Raw genomic sequence first — 26,247 nt, forward strand, 5'->3', positions numbered from 1 at the left:
TGCCTTTTATCCGTATTTTGAAAATTATTTTTTTGGCAAACAGTAATTCTCAAAACTTTTTATAAAAAATCAAAATGATTTCACGACAAAAGATTTTTTTTCTTCCGCTTATTTCTCTTTTAATGTTCGCTGGGATTATTGGCTGCAACGAAAAAAAAATTGATAGCCCGCTTTTCAAATTGCTTCCCGCCACACAAACTGGCATTACCTTTAAAAATCAGCTTTTTGAAAATGATACCTTGAATATTTTAAACCAGGCAAATATTTATAACGGCGGCGGCGTGGGAATTGGAGATTTTAACCGGGATGGTTTGATGGATATTTATTTTGCCGGCAACATGGTCTCAAACAAGTTATATCTGAATAAAGGCAAATTCCATTTTGAGGATATTACCGCAGCTTCCGGTACAGATGGGCAGGGCAGATGGTGCACAGGAGTTGCGGTGGCTGACGTTAACCAGGATGGATGGCCCGATATTTATGTGAGTGCCTCTTTCAGGAGCGATGCCAAACTTCGAACTAATCTTTTATATATAAACCAGGGTCTGAACAAAGAAGGAATTCCTACTTTTAAAGAATCGGCAGCATCGTATGGCCTCGCCGATACAGGCTTTAGCACACAGGCTTATTTTTTCGACTACGACATGGACGGCGACCTGGACATGTACCTTGTTACTAATGAAGTTTATGATCCAAAAACACCTATAACCTTCCGACCCAAGTTAACTGATGGAAGCGCCAAAAATACGGACAGGCTTTATCGCAACAATGGCAACGGCACTTTTACGAATGTGTCAAAAGAAGCAGGCATCACCATTGAAGGATGGGGACATGCTGCCTGCATCACAGACATAAATAAAGACGGGTGGCCTGACATATATGTAGCTAACGATTTTGTGTCAAATGACCTTTGTTACATCAACAATAAAAACGGTACTTTTTCCAACCGCCTTGACCAATATTTTAAACATACTTCCTGGAATGCAATGGGCACCGATGCTTCAGACATAAATAATGATGGCCTTGTAGATCTGGTTTCATTAGAAATGCTTCCTGAAGAGAATCTTCGTAAAAAAAGAATGCTGAGCGGAAATGAATATTATAATTATACAAGCAGCAAAAAGTTTGGATACGGGCCTCAATATGTGCGCAATATGTTTCAGCTCAACAGCGGTATCACGCCTGAAGGACATCCAATTTTCAATGATATAAGTTTTATGGCGGGAATTTATCAAACAGATTGGAGTTGGTGTCCTTTAATTGCAGATTTTGATAACGATGGGCTCAGGGATTTAATCATCACCAACGGAATACCAAGAGATGTTACCGATCTTGATTATATTGAAAACAGCAATGACAGGGATTATACCAATGGAAAAACTGCATCTACGCCCACCTATAAACTTTCAATGACAGATTCTCTGCCGGTAGTTAAATTTTCCAATTATGGATTTAAAAATATCAATGGGCTGCAATTTAAAAATGAAACTAAATCATGGGGGATTGATATTCCATCTTTCTCTAATGGCGCAGCTTATGCCGATTTAGATAATGACGGCGACCTCGACTTTATAGTTAACAATATAAATGATACTGCGTTTGTTTTTGAAAATACAGTGAATGATACCACTGGTTCAAAAAAAACAAATTTTCTTGTGGTTAATTTTGACGGACCAAAAAACAATAACAACGGTATAGGCGCTACTGTTAATCTATATTATCAGCATAAGCGACAATATTATGAGCAATATCCAACAAGAGGTTATTTATCAACAGATGATCCGCGGGCGCATTTTGGATTAGGAGATGTTACCAATGTTGATTCTGTGTTAGTGGCATGGCCTGACGGCAGGCAACAGATAATAACCAATGTAAAGGTAAACGAGCCGCTCACCGTTTCTTATAAAAATTCAGTTCAAAAAAACAATACTATAACCGATCCTTTTCTTTCATCTTATTTTGTTAACTCAGCTAAAAGTTATGGTATCACTTATTTACCGAAAGAAAGCGATTTTGTTGATTATAACATACAGGCTACATTGCCACACAAGCTAAGCCAGTATGGGCCTGGGATTGCTGTGGGAGATATCGATCAAAACGGCTTTGATGATTTTTATTTGGGCGGCTCTTCCGGTCATGCAGGCATATTTTTTATGCAGGATGCAAAAGGTAATTTCACAATGGATTCTACGCGTTTGTTGAAAAAAGATGATCCCTTGTACGAAGATATGGGGGCCATTTTTTTTGATGCCAACAATGATCATTTTCCTGATTTGTACCTGGTAAGCGGAAGCTATGAAATCCCTCCAAATCATCCTATCAGCAGTGATCGTTTATTTTTAAATGATGGCACAGGGCATTTTATAAAGACCAGTGGCGCTTTGCCAATTGATTCATCAAACGGATCATGCGTAAGAGCTGCTGACTTTGACGACGACGGAAAATTGGATTTATTTGTTGGTGGCCGCGTAGTCTCGGGCGCTTATCCAAATCCACCTCAAAGTTTTCTGTTGAAAAACATTGGCGGCAAATTCATAGATGTAACTGAGCAATATTGTCCGGAACTAAAAAACATCGGAATGATTACCGATGCATTATGGACAGATTTTAATAATGACGGAAAAGTTGATTTACTGGTTGTGGGCGAATGGATGCCTGTAACTTTTTTCAAAAATACAGGCTATTCGCTGGAAAAAGTCAAAACAGGAATTGAAAACAATGTAGGTTGGTGGAATAGTATTACTGCCGGTGACTTCGACAATGACGGCGATATGGATTATATCTTCGGCAATCTTGGCATTAATTCAAATTATACGGCATCGCCGCAGCAACCAATGACGCTTATTGCAAATGATATTGACAATAATGGCACCACGGATCCAATGGTATTTGCGTATTCCCTGGGGCCAGATGGCACTTACAAGCCCTATCCTATGGCTACTAGAGATGATATGATAAAACAGGTTATCAGCTTTGGCAAAAAATTCCCTACTTACAAATCGTATGGATTGGCAACAATGGATGATATCTGGAGCGAAGATGATAAACAAGGCGCAATAATATTGCAGGCAAACAATATGCAGACATGCTATCTTGAAAATAAGGGCGACGGTCATTTTGAAATTAAACCCATGCCATTGCAGGCACAGCAGGCCCCCGTGTATGGAATGAAAAGTGAAGACATTGATGGCGATGGAAACCTTGATGTGCTGATGGTGGGCAATGATTATTCAATGGATCCTTATAGCGGCAGGCATGATGCTTTTATGGGCTTATGCCTGAAAGGAGCTGGCAAAGGCAATTTCACTCCGGTAAGTTTGCAACAGAGCGGGTTTTTTGTAAACGGTGATGCAAAGGGCCTTGCCACCGTCTTTACTGCTAAAAATGAATCCATAATAATTGCTACGCAAAACCAGGACAGCGTGAAAGTGTATAGCAGAAACCCGGCTTCCCCAAAAATAATTTCCAGATGGATAAAGTTAAATCCTGATGATTTTTTTGCCGATGTGGTTTGCCGGGATGGTGCAAAAAGAAGGATTGAATTTTATTATGGTTCTACTTATTTGTCTCAATCTTCGCGTGTGATGCCCGTCTACAGCTATTTTAAAAAAATAACTATCACAAATTTTAATGGAGTAAAAAGAGAAGTACCCATGAAATAACATTTAGTAAATTGGAAACCCTGAAAGACTGTCAACAAAGCGCTTTTATTAAACCAGCTTCTCTATCATTTTTTGAGAATATGAAAATTCATCTTTGGTCGGTTGGAAAATCAAATGAGCCTTATGTAAAAGAAGGAATTGAAATGTTTACAAAAAGGATCAGCCATTATTATGCGGTTGAATGGAAATTTTTTTCATTACCAAGACAAAAAGCTTCTCTTCAGAAAGAGGATTTAAAGCTGCAGGAGGCAAACAGCTTATTACAAGCAATTGACAAAACGGATATCCTGGTAGCATTAGATGAAAAAGGCAAACAATGGACTTCAGAGGAGCTGGCTGATTTTATTCAACATTCGGCAAATCAAAGCGCCAGGAATTTAATTTTTTTAATTGGTGGCGCTTATGGACTTGATCAAAAAATATTGCAGAGAGCAAATGCTACATGGAGCTTATCCAAATTGGTTCTTCCTCACCAATTGGTTCGCCTCATTCTTGCAGAACAAATTTACCGCGCATGCACCATCCTTCGCAATGAAAAATATCATCATTCTTAGTTTTTGTGTAGGTTTGAAGCGATTAAAAAGATAAAATGTCTATTACTGTTATCATTATTGCTATTACTGTTATTGTCTCCCTGTTTGCCTTTAAATCACAAAGGGTAATGGACGATCTTATTTTTTATCCTGCCGCCATCATCGAAAAAAATCAGTATTACCGGTTCATTACCTATGGTTTTATTCATGCTGATTTGTCGCATCTCTTTTTCAATATGTACGCTTTTTATTTATTTGGAGGAGCGTGCGAAGATTTCTTTGTATACGTTTTTGGCAATAATGGCAAAACTCTTTACATCCTGTTGTATTTTCTTTCTTTAATTGCCTGCGTTATTCCTGATTTTAATAAACACAGAACCAATGTAGGTTACAGAAGCCTTGGCGCGTCAGGCGCCGTATCAGCGGTAGTTTTTGCCTATATCCTTTTCAGGCCTTTGCAAGGCATTGGGCTTTTATTTATCCCGATTTTTATTCCGGGCTTTTTGTTCGGAATTATTTTCCTGGTTGTATCATATTTTTTAGGAAGAAAAGGAGGCGGCAGAATCAATCATTCAGCCCACATCTGGGGCGCTGTTTTTGGAATTGTGTTTTTACTAATTTTTAGTGAATTATTTTCAAGCTATCCTTTGCTTGATAATTTTATCGAGTCAGTGAAAAGCCTTGATTTGCGCCACATTTTTACCACTTATTAATCGTTGGTTTAAACAGCATCTTTGAACGATAAAATAAAATTAAGCTTATTTACGGCTTTACTGCTTTGCACTATGAAACGCAATTTGCAGCATGTGCTTTGTTTTTTCAGTAACCTTGAACCGATCATCAATTCTGTGGCCGATAATCCAAATAATTTTTTTATTGGATTCTAACACCCAAATTTTTTCTTTATCAGTTAATGATAACTTTTGGTCAATAAAAAATTTACTCAGTTTCTTTTTGCCTTGCATGCCCAAAGGATAAAAATAATCACCCCGTTTCCATTGGCGAAGCAATAAAGGAAAAGAAATATTTTTCAAATCCAGCGTGGCAATATTTTTTTCTGCCGGCATTTTTTCATTCATAGCGGCATCCTTTTTTAATTTTAATTTTCCCTGCTCAAAACTAATTTCCTTATCGGTTTCTTCGATTAAAATATGTTGCGATTCAATGCTGTTAACCGGCGAAATGATAAGCCACGCCCGGTTTCTGAATATTTTATGTGTTGAAGAAGTAATAAATTTCCCGCTCGTGGCATCAAGCAGCGACACCACATCATCAATTTGGTGCGCTGTAAAACCGTAGTCTTTTATAATTTCATACACGATGGTTTTTAGTGGTTTTGTTTTCACTAATTTTAAAACAGGGATATGAATTTCATTGCCTTTTTGTTCCAATAATTTTTTTTGATGAAGCGAAACGGATTGATCATATAGGATTTCAATTTCCCTGAATCTTTCTATATTATTCAAAAGATTTTCTTCGACCTGCGGAAAAACTTTTTGCACGGATGGAATCAACTGGTGACGAAAATAATTGCGTGTGTATTTATCAGAACTATTGGAAGAATCCTCTACAAAATCCAAATTGTTTTCTTTAATAAAATACAAAATATCTTCCCTTTTTGCAAACAATAGTGGCCGGATAATTTTTTTCTGCTTTGGCAAAATTCCCTGCAAACCCTTTATTCCCGTGCCTTTGAAGAAATTCATCAGAAGTGTTTCAATGTTGTCATTGGCATGATGTGCAGTAAGAAGAAATTGTGAGTGGTGAGTAGTGAGTGATGATTCGTGAATGATGAATGATGATTCGTGAATGGCGAGCGGTGAATCGTTGATTGATGAATCGTTGATTGTTTTAATTTTTTCTTTCCTGGCATCTGCTATTTCCTTCAACAATTCATCAAACCATTGATATCTTAATTGGCGCGCGGCCACCTGGATGGAAGTTTTATTTTGCACTGCATAGTCAGTTGTGTCAAACTTTTTCACATGAACTTTCGTCCAATATTTTTCGCCAAGTTGAAGCACAAATTTTTCATCACGCTCACTCTCCTCTCCTCTTAACTGAAAATTGCAATGTGCAATTTCAAAATGAAAACCCGCCTGAAAACACAATTCACAAAGTGCCACTGAATCCGCGCCGCCACTTACTGCCAGCAATAAATAATCATTTTTTTGAAAAAGATTTTGTTGCTCAATATTTCTTATAAATTCTTTTAATAATGACATTCTCCTTTTTTATCCCAATTATGGTAGTAACAAACGTGCCTACAAGCAGGTAGACAAATAATAATGATTTTTATTTTACAGATTCTGGGTCCGCTGCTTAATCTTCCAGGTCTTCACAGGCAGCCTGCAACTCGTTAAATGCATGCGCATCGTTTGCGGATTTCGCCATCTCCATTCCTTTTTTATAAATATGAATTGCATTTTGCATTTCGCCCATCCGCTCCAGTACTTTCCCCAAATGATAATAGGAACCCACATATCCTGGTTCACGGTTTAATATTTCTTCGAACAACTTCCTGGCATCTGTTTCATTTCCTGCTTTTATATATTCAAGTGCCAGCGCGTGTTGCAAAAAATTATCTTCCGGTTCGGCTTTTAAGTATGCTTTAATCTGGCTTATCCTGTCCATCAAAACTTTTTTTACCTTTTTATTCCTTAGTATCTTCGCACCTCGAAAAAAAGACACTATGAAGATACTTGTGTGCATCAGTAAAACCCCCGATACCACCGCAAAAATAGCCTTCACAGATAACAATACGAAATTCTCCGAAGCCGGCGTTCAATTCATTTTAAACCCTTACGATGAATGGTATGCTTTGGTAAGAGCGATTGAATTAAAAGAAGCAGATCCGGCGACTGTTTTGCATTTAATAAATGTTGGCGGCCCAGATAACGACCCTATAATCCGCAAAGCGTTGGCGCTTGGCGGTGATGAAGCGATACGGGTAAACAGCAATAGCCATGATGATTATTTTATTGCTGCACAAATTGCGGAAATAGCAAAACAAAATAATTACGACCTGATTTTTACAGGAAAAGAAACGATTGATTATAACGGGTCTTCCATAGGCGGCATGATTGCAGAATTTTTAAATCTCCCGTTTATTTCTCTCGCAACCAAATTTACTTTAAAAGAAAATACGGCGACTGTGGAGCGCGAAATTGAGGGTGGCGAGGAAGTGGACGAGGTAAACCTTCCTCTTGTGGTTAGTTGCCAGAAGGGAATGGCAGAACAAAGAATTCCTAACATGCGCGGAATTATGAGCGCGAGAACGAAACCTCTGAAAGTGGTAGAACCTGCGCAGGCAGACACTTTTACCGAAATATCTTCTTTCCAGTTGCCACCGGCAAAAGCAGGCGTAAAATTAATTCCTGCAGATCAGCCGGAAGAATTGGTGAGGTTGCTTCATGAAGAAGCGAAAGTGATTTAGGGTTTAGAGTTGAGAGAAAACAGAAATCTTAGATATTTATTTGTTTACTGGCTTTTATTGAACCTCTTTTGGAGGGCAGCGGCCAAAAATTAATTTTCAAAATGAGCGTATTAATATTTTTAGACCAGGCAGATGGGCATATAAAAAAGAATTCCTTTGAGGCAGCATCTTATGGAGCAAAGATTGCAGAGAATTTAAATGTAGCAGCGGAAGGAATCGTATTGGGAAGCGTAAATGATGATTTAACAGCGTTAGGAAAATATGGCTTGAAAAAAATTCATACGGTAAAAAACGAAGCGCTTAATAATTTTGATGATGAAGTATTCACTTATATTATTGCTGAAGCAGCAAAAAATACAGGCGCAAACGTTATCGTCTTTTCCAACAACTTTAATGGTAAATCGATCGCACCGCGATTGTCCGTAAGATTAAAGGCAGGCCTGGTTTCAGGCGCCGTGGCATTGCCTGAAACGACCGATGGTTTTGTGGTGAAAAAAAGTGTTTTCAGCGGGAAGGCATTTGCGAACGTTTCTATAAAAACCGATATAAAAATTATTTCGCTCAACGCCAATTCCTATAAGATAATTGAAAGCGCGGGAAGCGCTGAAGTTGCAGAATTACAAGTTGAAATTCCCCAGTCGAAAGTAAAAATAAAAGAAGTGAAAAAAGTGGAAGGAGAAATTCCCTTATCAGAAGCAGAATTAGTGGTCAGCGGCGGACGTGGATTAAAAGGCCCCGAAAACTGGGGCATTGTGGAAGACCTTGCCAAAGCATTGGGAGCCGCAACTGCCTGTAGCCGCCCCGTTAGCGACAGCGACTGGCGGCCCCATCATGAACACGTGGGTCAGACAGGTCTTACGATTGCGCCAAATTTATATTTTGCGATTGGTATTTCCGGTGCAATCCAACACCTGGCTGGTGTAAACAGAAGTAAAACAATCGTGGTAATTAATAAAGATCCGGAAGCGCCGTTTTTCAAGGCCGCCGATTACGGAATTGTGGGCGATGCATTTGAAGTGGTTCCGAAAATTACAGAAGCCGTAAAAAAATTAAAAGGCATCAGTTAAACTTAGTCAGCTTGCATTTTAAAGTTTGCCCTGATAAAAAAACATTTATTTTTATATTTGTTATTCACAAAAAAAATCCGCGTGGCCGGATGGAGTTAAAATGAAGAAAATAGAATTAGAAATTGTAGCGCTCTCTCACAGTATTACGCAAACCCATTCCTATGCGGTGGTTTTAGGCGAAGTAAACGGCTTAAGAAGGCTGCCGATTGTGATTGGAGGCTTTGAAGCGCAGGCAATTGCTGTGGCCCTGGAACGCATGCAGCCAAGCCGCCCGCTTACGCACGACCTCATGAAAAACTTTATGATGGCATTCAATATTGATCTTCATGAAATAATAATTAATGATCTGCAGGAAGGAATTTTTTATTCAAAATTGATTTGTTCTTCAGATAAAGACACCGTCGAAATTGATTCACGCACATCTGATGCAGTCGCTTTGGCTGTCAGGTTTGGTTGCCCGATTTACACTTACGATAATATTTTGGAAAACGCCGGAATATTGATGGAAGAAGATGATAAGAAAAAGAAAGTGGTGGTTTCGCATACGGATGAAGGCAGTGATGATCTTAAAAAATTATCGCTGGCTGAATTAGAAGCTTTATTAAATGAAGTGCTCGAGCATGAAGATTACATTAAAGCTGCTTCCATCCGGGATGAAATAAATCTCAGGAAGGGAAATTAGACGCAACATTTTTTTCAAAATTAAATTCCTGCTTATTTATCTGTTTACTGTTACGAAGATTTTGCCAGAGCGTTCCAGGATTTATTTACCACAATGCTTTTAATTAATGGTCACATTTCCCCATTGCAAAATCAATCTTGGCCTCAATATTTTACGGAAAAGAGAAGACAATTTTCACGATATAGAAACTGCATTTTTTCCACTGCCATTTTATGATGTATTAGAAATTGTAAGCGCTGAAAATGAAATACAGTTTATCAATACGGGCATCTCTGGAGGAGCGATCAAAAATAATTTATGCATAAAAGCTTACCAATTATTAAAAAAAGATTTTCCGGGTTTGCCAAAAATAAAAATGCATTTGCATAAAACCATTCCCGCGGGAGCAGGTCTGGGCGCAGGTTCTGCTGATGGCGCATTTACGTTATCCCTCTTAAATAAAAAATACCAACTCAATATTTCGCAGACTCAACTCTCAGAGTATGCCTTACAATTAGGAAGTGATTGTCCTTTCTTTTTGATGAATAAACCCGCCACAGCGGCAGGACGTGGCGAACAACTTGAAGGAATCAATCTTTCGCTGGCAGGATATAAAATTATAATCATTAATCCTGCTATTCACATCAGCACAAGAGAAGTTTTTCAGCAGATTGTTCCCGCAGTGCCAGCCAAAAGAATTAAAAATATTTTGCAACAGCCAATTGAATCGTGGAAAAATGATTTGGTAAATGATTTTGAAAAAATTGTGTTTAAAGCTTATCCGCAAATCAAGACAATTAAAGATGAGTTATATCAAAACGGCGCTTTGTATGCATCCATGACCGGAACCGGAAGCACCGTTTTTGGAATCTTCACGCAAAGTGAAGAAGTGCACATCCCTAACGAAAATGGCTATCTCTGTAAAGCGGTAGAAAACCTGGCATAAGATATCCTTTCTGTCTCAATTATTAAAGGCCCCAATAACCAATAACTACTTCAAAATGGAAAAGTTCATTATAATAGATGACGCAGTAAAGCAAGAAATAATGAATTTTATTTTGCTTGCCCGAGCGCCCATCTTACCAAACCTTCTGCTGCGGCATAATTTTGATAATCCGCAGGTAGTTTTCTGCCATCCAGGTATTCATTGTAAAACCACGGATCACCTACTGCAAATACGGTTCCTTTTCCAACTTTAGCTACCGCTGCCACGTTTATGTTGCCCTGTTTCAAAACCGCATTTGCAGGCGCATTCAGGTTAAGTGAAGAATATTCTTTAATAAAAACTTTGCTGACGTTTTTAAATATTGAATTGCCCGATTCAAGGTTGATTTCTGACATTGAAAAATTGCTTCCAGTTTCTTTATTCTGGCAATCGAAATTAAAATGAATGCCAAATTTTTCGGCCAGCTTATTGAAATGCGTAAATTCAACATTAGCAGAGTCATTGCCGAATAGCAGAAGCACCCCACCGTTGTTTACCCAATTATAAATGGAATTGATATCGCTTTCACTAATGTAATTGGGTTGTGCAGTTTCCTTTTCTGTATCAGGATCGACAATGATGTAAACAGAAGAATTTTTTAAATTTTCTTTGGTGGGCGCTGTCTTCAAAGAATTGGTTTTGGCGCCGTATCTGCGGAAGATATTGCCGAAAAGGGAATAACCATTGTTATCCATTTCTTCCCAGATATAATGGAATTGTTCAGCATTTCCAAGGATGTCTTTTCTCATTTCATGATTAAAATAATAATCCAGCGTTACTGTTTTACCATTTCCAATGGAAAGCGTGGGCAATATTTCCATTTCATCTGAAGCCAACAGAAAAGCGCCTACACCTTTCGGGTCGTTTGTGATCACTTTTTCGTTGATGTAATATTCATAGCTTCCGTCGCGGTATGGACGGCCACCAAGGCCTGACACACTCACGGTCCCCTCCAAATTCGTGTGTCCATCACCGTTAGTAACGAAGTTTTTAATTATTCCGGCATATCCTTTTTTTGCAATCGGTATGCAGGAAGAAGGGAGATAGCCCAGGCGTACGCCTTTCAGCAAGGTATACACAAACATGCAGCTTGCAGATGCCTCAAGGTAATTGCCTTTGCGGTTAGGAAAATTCAGAACATCCCACCATAAGCCGGTTTTGACGTCCTGCACTTTTGCTATGGCAATCACAAAATTCTTGAGGATGCCGATCAGTTGTTTTCTGCGCGGATGATTTTCAGGGAAATAGGGCAAAGCATCTACCAAAGCCATTCCATACCAGCCCATAGCGCGGCCCCAAAAATTTGGTGAAACGCCGGTGATTTTATTCGCCCAGGCCTGCTGTTTTGATTCATCATATCCATGATACATCAGGCCGGTTTTTTCATCTCGCGATCTTCTCTCCATGATTATAAATTGCCTCGCGATATCATTAAAATCAGAATCCTCATGAAATGTTTCTGCCCATTCAGCATAGAACGGTTCAGCCATATAAAGGCCGTCGAGCCACATTTGATTAGGATAAATCTTTTTATGCCAAAATCCTCCTTCTTTTGTGCGTGGCTGCTCTGCCAACTGTTTTCTCAATAGAGATGCGGCTTTATAATACTTTTGTTTACCGGTCACTTTGTAAAGCGTTAACAGAATTCTTCCACATAAAATATTATCAAGATTGAAATCCCCGAATTTATAAGTGCGGATATTCCCGTCATTCTCCACAAATAAATCCATGCTCTTTTGCATGTAATCAAAATATTTTCCATCGCCGGTTTTTTTCCACAAGCCTTCTATTCCTTTTAGAATTACGCCCTGGTCATACGTCCATTTTGCAGGCCTGCCGCTGGTCATAGAGTCTTTCCAGATAGTCATTACTGTTTTAGCCATTTTTTCTGCATACGAATGTTCGTTCTGTGCATGTACGATAAATGAAGTAAACACCAAAAGAAAAGAGACGCCTATTTTTTTCATTTTAAAAGATTTATTTACAGAAATTTTTTTTTATCTGCATGGGGTTCAAATGCAACGACTTTTTGCTGAGGTTGTATTTTAAATTTTTCAAAGATAAATTTTTTGTTCTTTCAACTTCAACCTTCTGTCGGGTGTACCGGTTTTTTCATCAACAACAATTGAATATTTCTACAAACACTGGCTCGCCGGGTGTTCCGGTGTTTATCTTCCCATGTTCGAAAAAGAATGTAGTGATAAATAATTCATAGTGAATAAAGAATTATTTCTAGAAGATTTTTTTAATAAAAGAATCAATATAAGCGACCGTTGGCTCAAACCAGGGATTGAACAAACAAAATGCATGCGGCGCACCTTCAAACGTGTGCACTTCTGAATAAATATGCATGCTATCGAGCTGAGCGGTATAATCATTTCTTCCTGCATGCATCCGATCTACACTGCTGTTAATAAACAGTGTTGGCGGCGTTTGTGGACTTACATAATTCAGTGGCGATGCAGCTTCCCACAAAACTTCATGCCCCTTTTTAGGATATCCAAACCAGTAAGTTGCTGCCGAAGTCTGCTTACTGTCGTCTCCCTCGCCGCTTTCTGCATTGGTAAATGAAAGTGTGCCGTCTATATCAACGATGGCCGCAACATTTGATGAAACATCCCTGTTGCAATCGCATCCTTCAAACAGGGGCATATTGCCTGTATTGCCCGCAAAGGCAGCCAGTTCGCCACCTGCTGAAAAACCGGCAATTACTATTTTTGACGAATCCAAATTATAGAGGGAAGCATTTTTCCTTACCCACCTGATAGCAGCCTTGATATCGTAAACTGCCGCAGGAAATAAGGCTTCTGTAGATAGCCGGTACTGCGGTGTAAAACAAACGTAACCCAGGCGGGAAAGGCTTTCCGCGAGCGGATAATGTTGTGAGCGATTTCCGGAGCGCCAGCCACCCCCGTGAATTATAATGATAGCAACTCTTTTGGCATCACTTTTTTCTTTAGGATAAAAAGCATCAATTAAAAACTTGTGAGAAGAAGTTTTGCAATAGATTATGGATTTCCTTTTAATTACTCCAGGAAAATCAAATTCATGGACAATCGAAATGCCGGGAAAATCTTTTTTTAGTTTTTGAAAAGCTGAATAGGTCGTAAAAGATGTGTCTGGCTTATTTGTAATTCCTTCTAACGATTGAGCCTGAACTTTACTGACGCATACCAACCATAAAAAAGAAGGGAGGAAAAATAGAATCAAACATTTCATGGCTCAAATTCTTTAACGGGGTTCCAGTAATTCAGACCAAAAAAAATATTTTGCATGTTGTATTTACCAGCTTCTGATTCTGTCAATTGATGTGACCACGAAACCCGTTGTGACGCATTTGCACCAGGACCGGTTGAGTTTCTTTCTGCATACCAGGTAGTCTTATAATTGTCAGTGCCGCTCCAGTTGCTCCATCCTTCAGGACTGATGCATTGACCCATGTTGGTTTTAATAAAAACCACCTTTGCAAATTTTCTCCAGGGCCGTCCAAGATAAACTTTGGTAACGTTCGGCTCAGCATTTATGGTGCAGTCTTTAAAGACAAATCCATAAGAAACATTTTCAGGTGTTGACGCGGCTGTTATGTATGAGTTGGCTTTGCAGTGAATGATACATTGTTCAAACAAAGCTGTTGCTTCGCCAAAAATAAAATCCGTGGTTCCTTCGATGTAGCAATCAACAAAATATTGTCGGAAGTGCTCACCCGCCAGATATAAAGTATCCTGGTTTCCTAAAAATTTGCAATTAAAAAATGAGCAGAGGTCTGCTATTACACTTAAGGCAACGGCCTGTCCAACCGCGCCTGCACTATTTTCAACTGTTAAATTTTCCGCGTGAAAATCATTTCCCTGCACCTCAAGTGTAGGCGTGTAAAAAGTACTGTTGCGTCCTTTATTGATTTTTGCAAAATAATCGTCATAAGTAATTATTGTGCTGTCTTTGTTTTCACCAATCAAAGAAATTTTATTATTCCATGAAGGAATAAATACCTTTTCATGATACACACCATTCTTAATAAAAATGCGGATACGGTCAACAGGAAATGCTTTGCAGGCCTCAATCGCAGCCTGAATGGTCGTAAAATCGCCACTTCCGTCTTTTGCTACTACAAAGTCATATTTATCCGTAGCTTTTTGGTTCGGAAGAGCAAAAGATAAAACCCCTAGAGACAGACAAAATAAGATTCCGTAATAAAACTTCATTTACTGTAATTCTTTTTTATTTTAAATTCTTTAAGCCCTTCCAGACAGCTTTTGCGATTTCCTTTTGGCCTGCAATATCCGGATGCAAACCATCTGCATAATTAGGTTTGGACACCGTGTGCAAAAGAGAAATAAAGCTTATTTGTTGCTCCGCTGCTAATTCTTTATATCTCTTTGCAAGCTTATAAAGAGAACGCTTCGTGTTTTTATTGTATTCCTTTTTGCGGTTGATATCATTCATGGTTTTCAGATTGATATCGCAGGGCGCAAGAATTACAATCGCACCATTATGGTTTACTTTCTTTATTTCATTTATCATCCACCGCATATTTTCCACACAGGAATTTACCATGGAATCATTTCCGTTTTTTAAATCATTCACGCCTAAAAAAATCAGGTAATCATCCGCCTTCGGATATTTTTCCAATACAGGTAACAACTCTTTTTTATCAGCAGTTTTTCTGCCGCTTCTGCCTGCGTTGATAAAATCAATGCCCGGATGATCTCCAGATAAAAAATACACCCAGCTATGGCCATCTACCTGCGCGCCATAGGTGATGGAATCCCCAAAGCAAACAATTTGACGGTTTACTTTTTTAAATGCCATCAGCGCAAGTAAAACTGACGAAGCAAAAATTAACGGGTATAGAAATTTGCCTTTCATTCTTGTCAATTTATTGATGATTCTTTTGTAACCATTTTGGATAATCTGAGGCGATAATGCGCTGCGGCCAATACCCATACCATGCATAGCCTGTTCTTCTTTCGCGTGATACTTCTGATAGTCTATATACTTTTCTACCATCGCGGTTTGCAAACATCGGCCGATCTGTTTGCAATTCATAATAACGCGTCCAGATGGGTGGAGCAGCGGAATCGGTAACTACTACCCTATCAGATTTAGCTTCATGATATTTGTATACTGTATCTTCTGCAGCAATTGTTTTTACAACTGTATTTTTTATTTCCACCTTCTCAAACCAGGCAACTGCTTTCTTTATAGCTTCAACTATTTTCGGATCCGGATTTTTTTCCTTCATAAGGAATCGCACAATATCTGAACTTTCAGAGCTTGCTTTCGAAGCCAATTCAAACGTTCTGGCTCCGACCGGTTGTAAAGTAACGTTATCGTGCTGCTGGCACCAACCTGTAGGAACGCCATGTTCAACAATCTGGCATTTCAGGATGCAATCCATTCCTTTTCTATAAGATCTTTGCGCTTTATTTCGCAATTCATCATTTATAAATGAATAATACGGCTTGCGCTGGACAATATGCTGTAGCACGCGCATTACGCCAATCATTGCGCCATCATTAAAGGTTATATATTTTCTATAGCCGCTCACATCGGGATAAAACTGTGGCCAGCCGCCATTGTCATACTGCGATTCAAAAATAAAATTCAGCCCATTCAAAACCGCTTTCTCATATTTTTTATCATGAAGCAGGGTGAAGGCTTTTGCCAGGTATTCTATTTGCGTGTAGGTAGCACCGTTATCAAAGGTAGTATGCAGTGAATCTTTATGCTGCAAAAGAATTTCTTTTTGTTTATCCGTTAGAATGGCCAGCATGTCGTAATTCTTAGGCCACCCGCCGTTAGGTTGTTGGTACATCAAAAGATTGTCAGCAATATGAAGGATATCTGAAGGTTGATAGCGCGGCTGATTTTTTACAGGCATTATTACCTGATCGTGATCGGTAATATCCATCCAATGATGACGGCTATCCTGGAAGCCGGAAACATCCTGAATTTTAAAATCGTTTTGGGCAAAACCAGGCAATGCGATTACCATTAAAAAAAATACGGCAGCAATATTTACTGACAGATTTGAGATGAAATTGATTGAACAGGTTTTCAAAAGATGGTTATTTGATTTCCATTTTCTTTCCATTTACGATCGTGTTTTTTACGTGAAGACCTTTAGCGTCTTTTATAACATAGTCTTTTTCCACATTATCAAAATTGCAATCAACGATGTGAATATTGGTCACAGGCTTTGCATTCAGCCCTTCAATATAAATCCCATACTTGCTTTTTTGGCTTGTTACATTATTTACGAAAACACCACTGAGCGTTGGTGGGAAATTGCACTTTGCCGCTTTTTCCCTTTCATAAAACATATTAATTTTTAGCACAGCTTCCCTTACTTCGCCCACTTTTATATTCCGGAAATAGAAATTTTTCAATACGCCGCCGCGGCATGCATTGGATTTAATGCGTATCGCGCGATCCAAATGAGGGCTGTTCATTGTACAATTTTGAGCGAACACATTCTCCACGCCTCCTGAGGTTTCACTGCCGATTACTACTCCGCCGTGACCGTCTTTCATATCACAATCCTGGATAATAATATTTTTTGAAGGCACATTTACACGGCGCCCGTCTTCATCTCTTCCGCTTTTTATGGCAATACAATCGTCACCGTCTGTAAATGAACAATTTTTTATCATGACATCTGAACATGATTCGGGGTCGCAACCGTCATTGTTAGGACCGAGGCTGTTGGTAATTACACCATCTACGGTTACATTTTTGCAAAGCGTAGGATGAATCAGCCAGAATGGAGCATTGATGAGCGTTACACCTTTGATTAACACATTGTTGCATTTATAAAATTCAACCATAGACGGACGCATGTAATGCCCTTTGCCAAAAACACGATCTTTTACCGGAGCACCTTCGGCGGCCATCTGCATTAGCCTTGGTTCGTTGGCGGGATCATGCTGTTTGGGCATACCTTCTTTCCAGCCAAATCTTTTACTTCCTGTCCAGTTCCACCAATTTTCATTGCTGGCCTGGCCGTCTAAGGTTCCCTTTCCAGTGAGCGCAATATTTGTTTGGCCATAAGCATACACGAGCGGAGAATAATTCATCAACTCTATTCCTTCAAAGCGCGTGAACACAACAGGCAAATAGTCGTCATCATTGGTGCTGAATTTAAGAATGGCCTTTTCATCCAAATGAAGATTTACATTGCTGAGCAGGTGAATAGGGCCTTTTACAAAAAAAGTTCCAGAAGGAATTAACACCCTGCCACCGCCTTTGCTGTTGCATTCCCGGATGGCCGCTTTGATGGCAGGAAGGCAATCTGTGGCGCCATCTGCTTTTGCTCCATAATTTAAAATAGAAAAATCATGGTCTGGAAATGCGGGCGGAATAATTCTTTTGACAATGGCGTTGTAATCTTTCCAGCCTTGCTGCGCTTCGTTTTGAGCGGAACAACCGGTGGATAAAATACTTAACAACAGCACCCATCCACCTACATATTTTTGAATCCAATTTTTTTTCATGATATAAATTTCTTTTGATTTATTTCGCCTTTTTATTTGTTGAAATTTTTTCGGCAAGTCCAAGATGTAATTTTTGAATATCATTCAATACAATCTCGGCCATCATCCTAGCCCCTAACTCATTGAAATGTGTGTCATCTTTATGGCCATCCGGATAATGTGGGTTTTCTCCGGGTTGCAAATAATTAAACAAAAATTTGGAATTTTCAGGACCCAGCTTTTGAAATGCCTCCTGGCTCTCTTTATCCAAATCAATCAGGGGAACAGACAATTTCTTTGCGACCTGCTTTACCAATTTTGTATACTCAGCATGGGTTTCCATGATATGCCCTGTCGAATCAAATTTGCGCCGGGCCACGGGTGTAATTAATACCGGGATTGCTTTTTTATTTCTTGAATCATCCACAAACTTTTGCAGAAAGGCTGTAAAGTCTTCGGGCTTTGTATAGCTTCCCTTGGTGGGCACTTCATCATTATGGCCAAACTGGATGAGCACATAATCGCCTTCTTTTAATGTTTGCAAAACAGATTGCCATCTTCCCTCTTCGATAAACGTCCGGGTGCTTCTTCCGTTCTTTGCGCGGTTGTCGACCGTAACCGTAGAATCAAAATAATGATGAAAAGGCATGCCCCAGCCGGTTTCAGGGTAGGCTTTCACTTCCTTATCGGCCATAGTAGAATCGCCGATGAGGTAAACAGTAATTCTATTGCTTTCCTTAAATGCGAACAATATAAAAGCCCCCAGTGACAGTAAACCAATAAATAGTTTTATTTTATATTTTGTTGTTTTCAATGGATTATAATTTATTCCTAAAATTAATTTTTAAAAATCTAAAAAAATCAATCCTGCTTTTATAGAAAATATTTTCTAATTTTAAAAAACCATTTGATGAAACTCATACATTATTGTTTTAAACGCTTACCTCCACCGCGGATCGCCTGTATTATTTTTTCCTGGAAACGATTCGTCTGCGGATATACTATTGTGTGATTAGAAATTATAAACAAGTGCTGCCTGGCGTTCTCATACCTCAATTAAGCAAGTGTACTAATAATTTGGCAGGTTAGGCGCCGGATTGAAATGTATTTTTATGCAATCGTTCCCGATAACGTTTTAACTTTTTATTCGGGTAAAATATTTTGAATGAAATAAAAAAATCAGATGCCACAGGCATGATCAAAAATTTCCTTATAAAAAATCTTTTCTTGCTGGTGTAAATATGTCCACTAATATTCCTTCTTCCAAAGCAACAACGCCATGTACTAAATCCGGAGCTACGAAAAAGCAATCACCTTGTCCCAGTATATTTTTCTTCCCATCTATTGTTACTTCAAACCGTCCTGATTCAACATACGAAATCTGCCGGTGCACATGGTGATGAAGTGACCCGGCAGCATCTTTTTCAAAACGAACACAAACCATCATTACCTGATCATCAAAACCGAGAATTTTTCTTTCAACACCGTGGCCTGTTTGCTCCCAGGAAATTTCTTTTGAATGAATGAAAGCCTTTCCTGCTTTTGGTTTCATAAGTATTTTTCTTGTAAAGTTACTTTTTTCATTTCAATAAATCCTTTTAGCGAAATGAAATTAATATCTTAAAACAATTAAAAAAACATCTTAAAGCTATTTCTGATTCTGGGAACGTTTGCGCAAATTTTTATTGAAATTCTTTTACATTTTAGAAAAAAGAAATCACCTTCAACAACTCAATACGTAAATGAGTTGATTTTGATTATCAAAAATATTCATCCTTATTCTTCATCAAACAACTATGCGAATTAACAAGTTAATATGGGTAAATGCAATTGTAGCTATGCTTTATACCGGTAATGCATACACGCAAAATAAAACACTTGCCCAACAAGCGCAAAAAGCGATGATGGCAGCTACGAAATACATGGTTGATAGTGTCAGCACTAATGGCGGTTATGTTTGGTATTATCTGCCAGACTTGTCCCGTCGCTGGGGAGAAATGGAGGCGTATAAAACGATGATTTGGATACAGGACGGCGGTACAGTAACCGTTGGTGATATGCTTTTGGATGCATACAAAGCTACCGGCGAAGAATATTTTTACCAGGCCGCCGAAAAAGCTGCCGACGCAATGATCTGGGGTCAAAGCGAAGAAGGTGGATGGAATTACATGATTGATTTTGCCGGCGACCGATCACTTAAGCAGTGGTACGTCAGTATTGGCAAAAATGGTTGGAGGTTGGAAGAATTTCAACATTATTATGGCAACAGCACTTATGACGATGAAGTCACTTCTGATGCGGCACGCTTTCTTTTGAAATTGTATCTGGTTAAACTCGACCCAAAATACAAGCCCGCGCTGGACAAAGCCATCAACTTTATTCTTAAAAGCCAATATCCAAACGGCGGATGGCCGCAACGTTATCCTTTAAAATATGATTTTAATAAGGCGGGACACCTTGACTATACCTCATTTTATACGTTTAATGATAATGTAATCTGGGAAAATCTGTATTTTCTTATTCAATGTTATCAAACACTCGGTGAAGAAAGATTTTTGGATCCAATCAGAAGAGGCATGGATTTTTATTACATCTCTCAGCAGGGAAACGGTGCATGGGGCCAGCAATACAATATGCAAATGGATGTTGCAGGCGCGCGAACCTATGAGCCTGCTGCCTACCTGCCACGCGCCACCCTTGCGAATTCTTTATTGTTGCTGAAATTTTACCAATATACAGGCGACCGAAAATATCTTTCCCGCATCCCTGATGCAATCAGGTGGCTGGATAAAGTGAAACTCCCCGCTAGCATGACAGAAAATGGAAAATATACCCATTCGCTTTTTGTAGAAGTAGGAACTGACAAGCCCATTTTCGATCACCGGAAAGGCTCCAATGTGAAGTATGGATTTTATTATACAGACTACAGCGATTCGAATTTGCTGGGACACATGCATGGCAAAGGAAACATCAATGTGCAGTATCTTAAAGACGAATATGCAAGAGTAAGCGCATTATCTCCTGAAGAAGCTACAAAGGATTCTCCTCTCCTTCCCGGCAAGTTTGAAGGAACGGGTACACCACAAACTTTTTACGAATTGAACCGCGGCAATTTTATGAAAAGAAATCCGGAAGAAACCAATGTAAAAAAAGTGATTGAATCTCTCGATAATAAAAACCGTTGGCTGATCAGGTACGCAATGATTAGTAATCCTTACATTGGCGATGGGAAAAACCAGGAACCAACCACAAAATATTCATCCACGATGGTGGGCGACAAGACTGATACCTCTCCTTATAGAGACACTTCCGACCAGGAATATATTTCAACATCCAGGTATGTGCAGAATATGTATTTATTGATTAATTATTTAAACTTAGTAAATAATAAAAATGGCAAGTAATGATTAAAAATATTTATTAAATCATAACTTAATTGTTTGATGAAAAAGTTATCTTTCATTCTGTTTTTATTTTTATTGTTCATCTTTTTTACATCCGCATTTTTCAAAAGCGATTCCACTCTTACCTGGAAACTAAAAAACATTCACTCCATCGGTGGTTTCAAAACAGAAATTCTCGGAAACCCTTTAATTAAAACTGAAGGGAAAGACACTTCAATTTATTTTAATGGAATAAACGATGGCCTGATTGTTTCCGAAATCCCAATAAAAGGATGGCCAAAGTTTACTATTGAAGTTTTGTTTAAACCGGATGGCGACGGGCCGATAGCTCCGCGCTTCATTCATTTCGAGGATACAGCATTCAGGCGCGGAACCTTCGAAATCAGGCTAACAAATAAAAAACAGTGGTACCTGGATACGTTTCTGAAAAATGGCAAAACTGACAGAGGCCTGGCGCTGATTGATTCCACCAAACTACATCCTGCTGATGAATGGTTTTGGGTGGCAATGGAATATGATGGTAAAAAAATGACCAGTTTTGTAAATGGCAAAAAAGAATTGGAACAAGAATTTAATTTTTCTGCGATAACAAAAGGAAACATTTCTCTTGGTGTTCGCCTGAACCAAGTAGATTGGTTCAAGGGGCAGATAAAAGAAATTCGTTTTCATCCTGAAGCATTGCAGCCACAAGGTTTGCAACACTTTTAATTCATATTTCTGCGTGCTAACAGGATTTAGATAAAATTGTTGCTTTACTGTAGTTTGCGCATTTCCAGTACACTTTGCCTGTGCAAGTCATCAAGTCCCCCCCATACCAAAACCCAGAGAGAGATTCACTGCTTTTCTCTCTTGCACATTTTATGATCCAGTTGGAACCTTCGGTTGCTATTGTATACCCGGCAAATGGCGCCAAAACCTTGCCTGCCCTGTTTGCAAATGGAACGTAAAAGGTTAGGAACTGGAAAATCATTTCCGTGTGTTTAGTTTAGGCAGGTTATCGTCCGGGTCACTACCCCCAATATCGGTGCTGATAAGAATGCGTGGCTTGACAGGGACAGGTTTCTGAGCAGTGACTATACCGGAACGAAATAAAAAAACAAGAGACAAGTATCAGATTAGGCATAATCGCATTAATTCTAAATATTAAACACATATTAGCCAAACTAAAATTCAATCAACTTCCTGCCTGTATGTAAGGCACTTTCTCAAATATTTTTCGTTCAGCACCACGCGGATCATTTTCTAAATGCGGTGGCACATCAAATACCATTGTTTCACGATTTGCCATAGTATATTTTTTCCAAAAAGGTATAAACTTGTTATTGGGATTACCAGTTTTTGCAAATGCAATGAATGTTTCACTCATAATGTCAGCGATTTTTTGTGCCTCCGCGCCTATTGCTGTTGCCCCTGGTTTATCAATATTATTAAATACCAGTTGTATATCACTTGCATGAGGTGCTCCATATTTACCACCATCTTTTGACGTAGCCCAATCTAACTGATATACATAAGCAGGAGAGCCAGACTTTGCTCTTTCTTCGTCTTCAATAATAGCGCCGCGCCATGAACGCGAAGCTGTTGTTATTCTGAAAAACAAATCACTTGCAGATGAATCCGGATACAACTTGCGGTATTCTTCGATTACATATTCAGGTTTAATATCCACCCGCATATTGGGAATTAATTTTTGCGGCAACTGCTCCCAGGTTAAAGAGAAATTAGTTGGATCGCCACCCAGGAAAGCTTTTGTTTCGTCGTGCGTATTACCAATAATCATTGGAATATTAGCAGACTGTGCCGGTGCATCAGGATAAAACGGATGCCGCATCAACCATCTTTCATCCAGCACTGGTCCAAAGTAAACACCGCCAAATGGCAATACGGGGTCTTTTGCTGATAGAGCTTCTATGATTTTTTCAAAAGGAATGGTTCTTATCTCGTCAATATTTTTTGGACCTATTTTCAATTCATCGAGCAAAGCTTGTGTTCTTAATGTTGCATTATGCGGGCCGCTTGCAGTTATCTGCTGTCCACTCATGGTGGCGGCGCAATTAAACAAACCTTCGGCAGCAGGCATAGCCATCATAGTGGCAATTTTTGCACCGCCACCGGATTGGCCAAATACCATGATGCAATTAGGATCACCACCAAATTCAGTAATGTTATCTTTTACCCATTGCAGTGCTAAAATTAAATCGAGCTGCCCGACATTCCCCGAATCTGCAAAAATATTGTGGCCAAATCTTGATAAATAAAGATATCCGAATGCATTTAAACGATGATTAACTGAAACGACAACTACATCACCCCGCTTACAAAGATTAACCCCGTCATACAATGGATTGGAACCCGAACCTCCCGAATAAGCGCCACCGTGAATATAAAACATGACAGAACGCTTTCGATTATCATTAAGAGCGGGTGTAAATACATTTAGTACGAGACAATCTTCACTCATTTTATCGATACCTCTTGATTTTTGAGGACAAGATGGGCCATATTCTATTGTGTCGCGAATGTCGCTCCATTTTTCCGGTGGAATTGGTGGCATAAAACGTCTTTTGGCAGTATCACCTCCATAAGAGATTCCCTTAAAAACATTGATTCCACTGTCAGTATAGCCCCGGACCATACCATATTTTGTTGATGCAACAGGTGATTCATTAACAGAAGGTACCGAACCAAACACGGAAACTTTGAGAAGGGATGAACCAACAATTCCGGAGGTTAAGACTGCGGATCTTTGCAAAAATATCCGTCGATTAAATTGTGACATACCATTCTTTTTAAATCATTCATTATTTTCCCCTTCGGAAGTTTATATAATAATAATTGAGAATTACAAAACTCTTCAGAATACCAGCCGATCTAAAAGTTAATTAATAATTATCTGATTATTGGTTATAATTGTTAGCATTGAACTATTTAAATCCGTATCCGTTTGTGATCAAGCCATTTGATTTAGAAACTGTTTCAGACGATAAAGGGAATAAATATCTTGGAGGAATTCCTCCATTAAAGTCAGCATCTGTGTAACCTTTGAAAATATTTGTGGTGTATTGGTCTTCATTCGCAACGATATTAGCTCCCCACTTCGTTTTTTTATAACCCTGCGCTACCAAATCAGCAGCTTCTGAACCATTAGGATCGATATATCTGAATAACCCTCTTATGGCCAGGTTCCGGTTACCCGAGGTAGGAAAAAATCCTTGAGATCCCCACAAGTCACAATTGCCGCGCCATCCGGGAAATCTTACAGGATAAGTAGGATCGCTCTCATCTACTTCACATTCGGTAGTAAGCATTTTAGTCATACCAAGATCAGCCACATTTACAGCTTTTACATAAATATAATTTGAAATGGTGTTGCCATTGGGAAAGGTATAATATCCGTTTGTTTTTAGTCCATCCACCATGGCTTCCTGTTTGTTCCGTAAAACTTCAATAGCTTTGGGAAGTCTTCCAGTACGGATTAAATCATAGCGGATTAATCCCTCACCTGCCAATTCTAATTTGCGTTCATTCATGATCCCATCCTTCAGCGCATCGCCCGATAGGCCATTGATATAATTTGTCACTTTTTCGTCCTGGTCACCTGGTAAAAAGGCACGGCTGCGCACTTTCGTTAATTCGGTTTTTGCAGCGCCTTCATCGCCTAATCCCGCATCCACTTCTGCCAACATGAGGATTACATCAGACATTCGCATCATTGGCCAGTTGATACCGGATTGGCGTTGCTTGGCTGTCCATGGGTTAGCCATCCGGCTTTCATCCCATTTGTTATTGGGCAATCCCCCTTTGTCTCGTGAACCTGGTGTAAAATCAACAATCTTTTCAGAACATGAACCCGAATTAACGGTAACTCCAACAGTAACATCGCGTCTCAAATCTTTTGGATCATAATCTCCATAATAGAAAGTCGCATACAACCGGCTTTGACCGTAAGATTTACATGGATAAGCATTTGATCCCCCGCCACCCGACGGACGGCCAAAAGCATAAGGTCGTTCTGAAAATTGTCCCTGGGTTTCTCCAATTTCATATAAAGATTCCGGACTTACCACCAGATTCATATTGTATTGAAAATTAAGCTGGAAGGGATTATCATAGCCAGTCCCACGATTGTCAGTAGTAATTAGATAAGCAGATCCGGGATTGTCAACACAAGCCTTCAAATAGGTTTTTGCAATCTCGTAATATTTTTTATAATCAGAAAGACGCACATATTTTGCATTCCATTTTTCAGTTCCAAGCTGGTCAAACTTTACGGCCCCATAGTCGAAATCAGTTCTTCTTAAACCATACCCCCCGGCAAATAGCGCCATTTTGCCAATCAGGCCTTCACAAAAAGTTCTTGAAAACCTTTCAGCATTAATGCCGCCTTCACCCAGGCGATACATTAATGGTTCCACTTTTATAAGGTTTTGAATTTCGCCATCATAAATTATATCACGGGAGATAAGTTTGGCGCTATCAGTTTGGCTGGCAGAATGAATAGAACTTGTAAAATAAGGAACATCGCCAAAGTATCTTATTAATTGAAAATAGCTGAAAGCGCGAAAAACGGCGGCTTCGCCGTAAAGTTGTGTCCAGTCGTTGGGAGTGCCCGCAGATAAAGCGGTTTTATAATCAGGTTTTTCAGCAATTGCTTCCATTATGATATTTGCACGATTGGCTATTTTATACCAGTTTGCCCAGCCACTAACTGAATTACTATAATCATCTGAAATTTCTGTGGCATATAACCCTTCCGGAATATGGCGCATTTGTGCATCATAAGTCTCGGGATGATGCTCCACATCAGAACCTACTTCGTCAATATCGTAAAATAAGCCATTGTTTGCGCCACGCCATAGCTCGTACATGCCAATCATTACTTTGTAAGTTTCACTCGGAGATGAAAAAACAAAATCTTCATCAACAGAGGATGGCGATTGTACTTCTAAAAAATTTTTTTTGCACGACAAAGCTCCAAGAAGGACAAAGGCGAAAAATATAAAAATTGTCTTTTTCATATTATTAAT

Annotated in this window: 21 protein-coding genes; 9 read left to right on the forward strand and 12 right to left on the reverse strand. The window is 39.1% G+C overall.

Annotated features, from left to right (window positions below):
• The first annotated feature begins 74 nt into the window (after positions 1–74).
• The 3 genes from EFY79_RS13735 to EFY79_RS13745 all read left to right on the forward strand — a co-directional run bounded on the left by EFY79_RS13735 (position 75) and on the right by EFY79_RS13745 (position 4,908).
• Entirely contained in the window at positions 75–3,662 is a 3,588-nt protein-coding gene (locus tag EFY79_RS13735; RefSeq protein WP_123121292.1) for a VCBS repeat-containing protein, read from the forward strand.
• An 80-nt stretch (positions 3,663–3,742) separates the two neighbouring features.
• Positions 3,743–4,216: a 23S rRNA (pseudouridine(1915)-N(3))-methyltransferase RlmH gene (locus tag EFY79_RS13740; RefSeq protein WP_123121293.1), complete on the forward strand. Its 474-nt coding sequence runs from the start codon at positions 3,743–3,745 to the stop codon at positions 4,214–4,216.
• A 35-nt stretch (positions 4,217–4,251) separates the two neighbouring features.
• Positions 4,252–4,908 carry a rhomboid family intramembrane serine protease gene (locus EFY79_RS13745; protein ID WP_123121294.1) on the forward strand — a complete coding sequence of 219 codons (657 nt, stop codon included), beginning with the start codon at positions 4,252–4,254 and terminating at the stop codon, positions 4,906–4,908.
• A gap of 57 nt (positions 4,909–4,965) precedes the next feature.
• Here the strand turns inward: EFY79_RS13745 and tilS are convergent, their stop codons facing one another.
• Both tilS and EFY79_RS13755 read right to left on the reverse strand, forming a co-directional pair.
• Positions 4,966–6,420 carry a tRNA lysidine(34) synthetase TilS gene (gene tilS / locus EFY79_RS13750; protein ID WP_123121295.1) on the reverse strand — a complete coding sequence of 485 codons (1,455 nt, stop codon included), beginning with the start codon at positions 6,418–6,420 and terminating at the stop codon, positions 4,966–4,968.
• Between the two features lie 97 nt (positions 6,421–6,517).
• The gene (locus EFY79_RS13755; RefSeq protein WP_123121329.1) at positions 6,518–6,829 is read right to left on the reverse strand and encodes a tetratricopeptide repeat protein; all 312 of its coding nucleotides are present in this window, start codon (positions 6,827–6,829) and stop codon (positions 6,518–6,520) included.
• 58 nt (positions 6,830–6,887) lie between these two features.
• On the opposite strand from EFY79_RS13755, the gene EFY79_RS13760 reads away from it, so the two are divergent.
• The 4 genes from EFY79_RS13760 to ispE all read left to right on the forward strand — a co-directional run bounded on the left by EFY79_RS13760 (position 6,888) and on the right by ispE (position 10,305).
• Positions 6,888–7,631 (forward strand): electron transfer flavoprotein subunit beta/FixA family protein, encoded by a 744-nt coding sequence (locus EFY79_RS13760; RefSeq protein ID WP_123121296.1) that lies wholly within the window; start codon positions 6,888–6,890, stop codon positions 7,629–7,631.
• A gap of 101 nt (positions 7,632–7,732) precedes the next feature.
• Positions 7,733–8,698 carry an electron transfer flavoprotein subunit alpha/FixB family protein gene (locus EFY79_RS13765; protein WP_123121330.1) on the forward strand — a complete coding sequence of 322 codons (966 nt, stop codon included), beginning with the start codon at positions 7,733–7,735 and terminating at the stop codon, positions 8,696–8,698.
• Positions 8,699–8,798: 100 nt separating this feature from the next.
• Entirely contained in the window at positions 8,799–9,380 is a 582-nt protein-coding gene (locus tag EFY79_RS13770; protein ID WP_123121297.1) for a bifunctional nuclease family protein, read from the forward strand.
• A 106-nt stretch (positions 9,381–9,486) separates the two neighbouring features.
• Positions 9,487–10,305: a 4-(cytidine 5'-diphospho)-2-C-methyl-D-erythritol kinase gene (ispE, locus tag EFY79_RS13775; RefSeq protein ID WP_123121298.1), complete on the forward strand. Its 819-nt coding sequence runs from the start codon at positions 9,487–9,489 to the stop codon at positions 10,303–10,305.
• A gap of 107 nt (positions 10,306–10,412) precedes the next feature.
• Here ispE and EFY79_RS13780 read toward each other — a convergent pair whose 3' ends face one another.
• The 8 genes from EFY79_RS13780 to EFY79_RS13815 form a co-directional block, all read right to left on the reverse strand.
• Entirely contained in the window at positions 10,413–12,311 is a 1,899-nt protein-coding gene (locus EFY79_RS13780) for a glycoside hydrolase family 88 protein (protein ID WP_123121299.1), read from the reverse strand.
• A gap of 265 nt (positions 12,312–12,576) precedes the next feature.
• Positions 12,577–13,563, reverse strand: coding sequence for an alpha/beta hydrolase (locus EFY79_RS13785; protein WP_123121300.1), 987 nt, complete (start codon positions 13,561–13,563; stop codon positions 12,577–12,579).
• Positions 13,560–14,546 (reverse strand): pectinesterase family protein, encoded by a 987-nt coding sequence (locus tag EFY79_RS13790; RefSeq protein WP_123121301.1) that lies wholly within the window; start codon positions 14,544–14,546, stop codon positions 13,560–13,562. The genes EFY79_RS13785 and EFY79_RS13790 overlap by 4 nt, the downstream gene beginning before the upstream one ends.
• A 16-nt stretch (positions 14,547–14,562) precedes the next feature.
• The gene (locus tag EFY79_RS13795; protein ID WP_158605218.1) at positions 14,563–15,210 is read right to left on the reverse strand and encodes an SGNH/GDSL hydrolase family protein; all 648 of its coding nucleotides are present in this window, start codon (positions 15,208–15,210) and stop codon (positions 14,563–14,565) included.
• 10 nt (positions 15,211–15,220) lie between these two features.
• A complete protein-coding gene (pelA, locus tag EFY79_RS13800) occupies positions 15,221–16,438 on the reverse strand; it encodes a pectate lyase (RefSeq protein ID WP_123121303.1) in 1,218 nt (405 codons plus the stop codon).
• A complete protein-coding gene (locus EFY79_RS13805) occupies positions 16,413–17,837 on the reverse strand; it encodes a glycoside hydrolase family 28 protein (RefSeq protein ID WP_158605219.1) in 1,425 nt (474 codons plus the stop codon). Before EFY79_RS13805 ends, pelA begins: the two co-directional genes overlap by 26 nt.
• Positions 17,838–17,856: 19 nt before the next feature.
• A complete protein-coding gene (locus tag EFY79_RS13810) occupies positions 17,857–18,630 on the reverse strand; it encodes a rhamnogalacturonan acetylesterase (protein ID WP_123121305.1) in 774 nt (257 codons plus the stop codon).
• 396 nt (positions 18,631–19,026) lie between these two features.
• Positions 19,027–19,368 (reverse strand): cupin domain-containing protein, encoded by a 342-nt coding sequence (locus tag EFY79_RS13815; protein WP_123121306.1) that lies wholly within the window; start codon positions 19,366–19,368, stop codon positions 19,027–19,029.
• A 244-nt stretch (positions 19,369–19,612) separates the two neighbouring features.
• Here EFY79_RS13815 and EFY79_RS13820 point away from each other — a divergent pair, with 244 nt between their 5' ends.
• Both EFY79_RS13820 and EFY79_RS13825 read left to right on the forward strand, forming a co-directional pair.
• On the forward strand, positions 19,613–21,220 hold the full coding sequence (locus EFY79_RS13820) for a pectate lyase (RefSeq protein WP_123121307.1): 1,608 nt from the start codon (positions 19,613–19,615) through the stop codon (positions 21,218–21,220).
• A gap of 39 nt (positions 21,221–21,259) precedes the next feature.
• Positions 21,260–21,928, forward strand: a complete 669-nt coding sequence (locus EFY79_RS13825) for a LamG-like jellyroll fold domain-containing protein (protein ID WP_123121308.1) — start codon at positions 21,260–21,262, stop codon at positions 21,926–21,928.
• A gap of 466 nt (positions 21,929–22,394) precedes the next feature.
• Here EFY79_RS13825 and EFY79_RS13835 read toward each other — a convergent pair whose 3' ends face one another.
• Positions 22,395–23,999, reverse strand: a complete 1,605-nt coding sequence (locus EFY79_RS13835; protein ID WP_123121309.1) for a carboxylesterase/lipase family protein — start codon at positions 23,997–23,999, stop codon at positions 22,395–22,397.
• 145 nt (positions 24,000–24,144) lie between these two features.
• The gene (locus EFY79_RS13840; RefSeq protein WP_123121310.1) at positions 24,145–26,238 is read right to left on the reverse strand and encodes a RagB/SusD family nutrient uptake outer membrane protein; all 2,094 of its coding nucleotides are present in this window, start codon (positions 26,236–26,238) and stop codon (positions 24,145–24,147) included.
• Between the last annotated feature and the right edge of the window lie 9 nt (positions 26,239–26,247).

Source organism: Hanamia caeni (genome assembly GCF_003721595.1).
GTDB classification, from domain to species: Bacteria; Bacteroidota; Bacteroidia; order Chitinophagales; family Chitinophagaceae; genus Ginsengibacter; species Ginsengibacter caeni.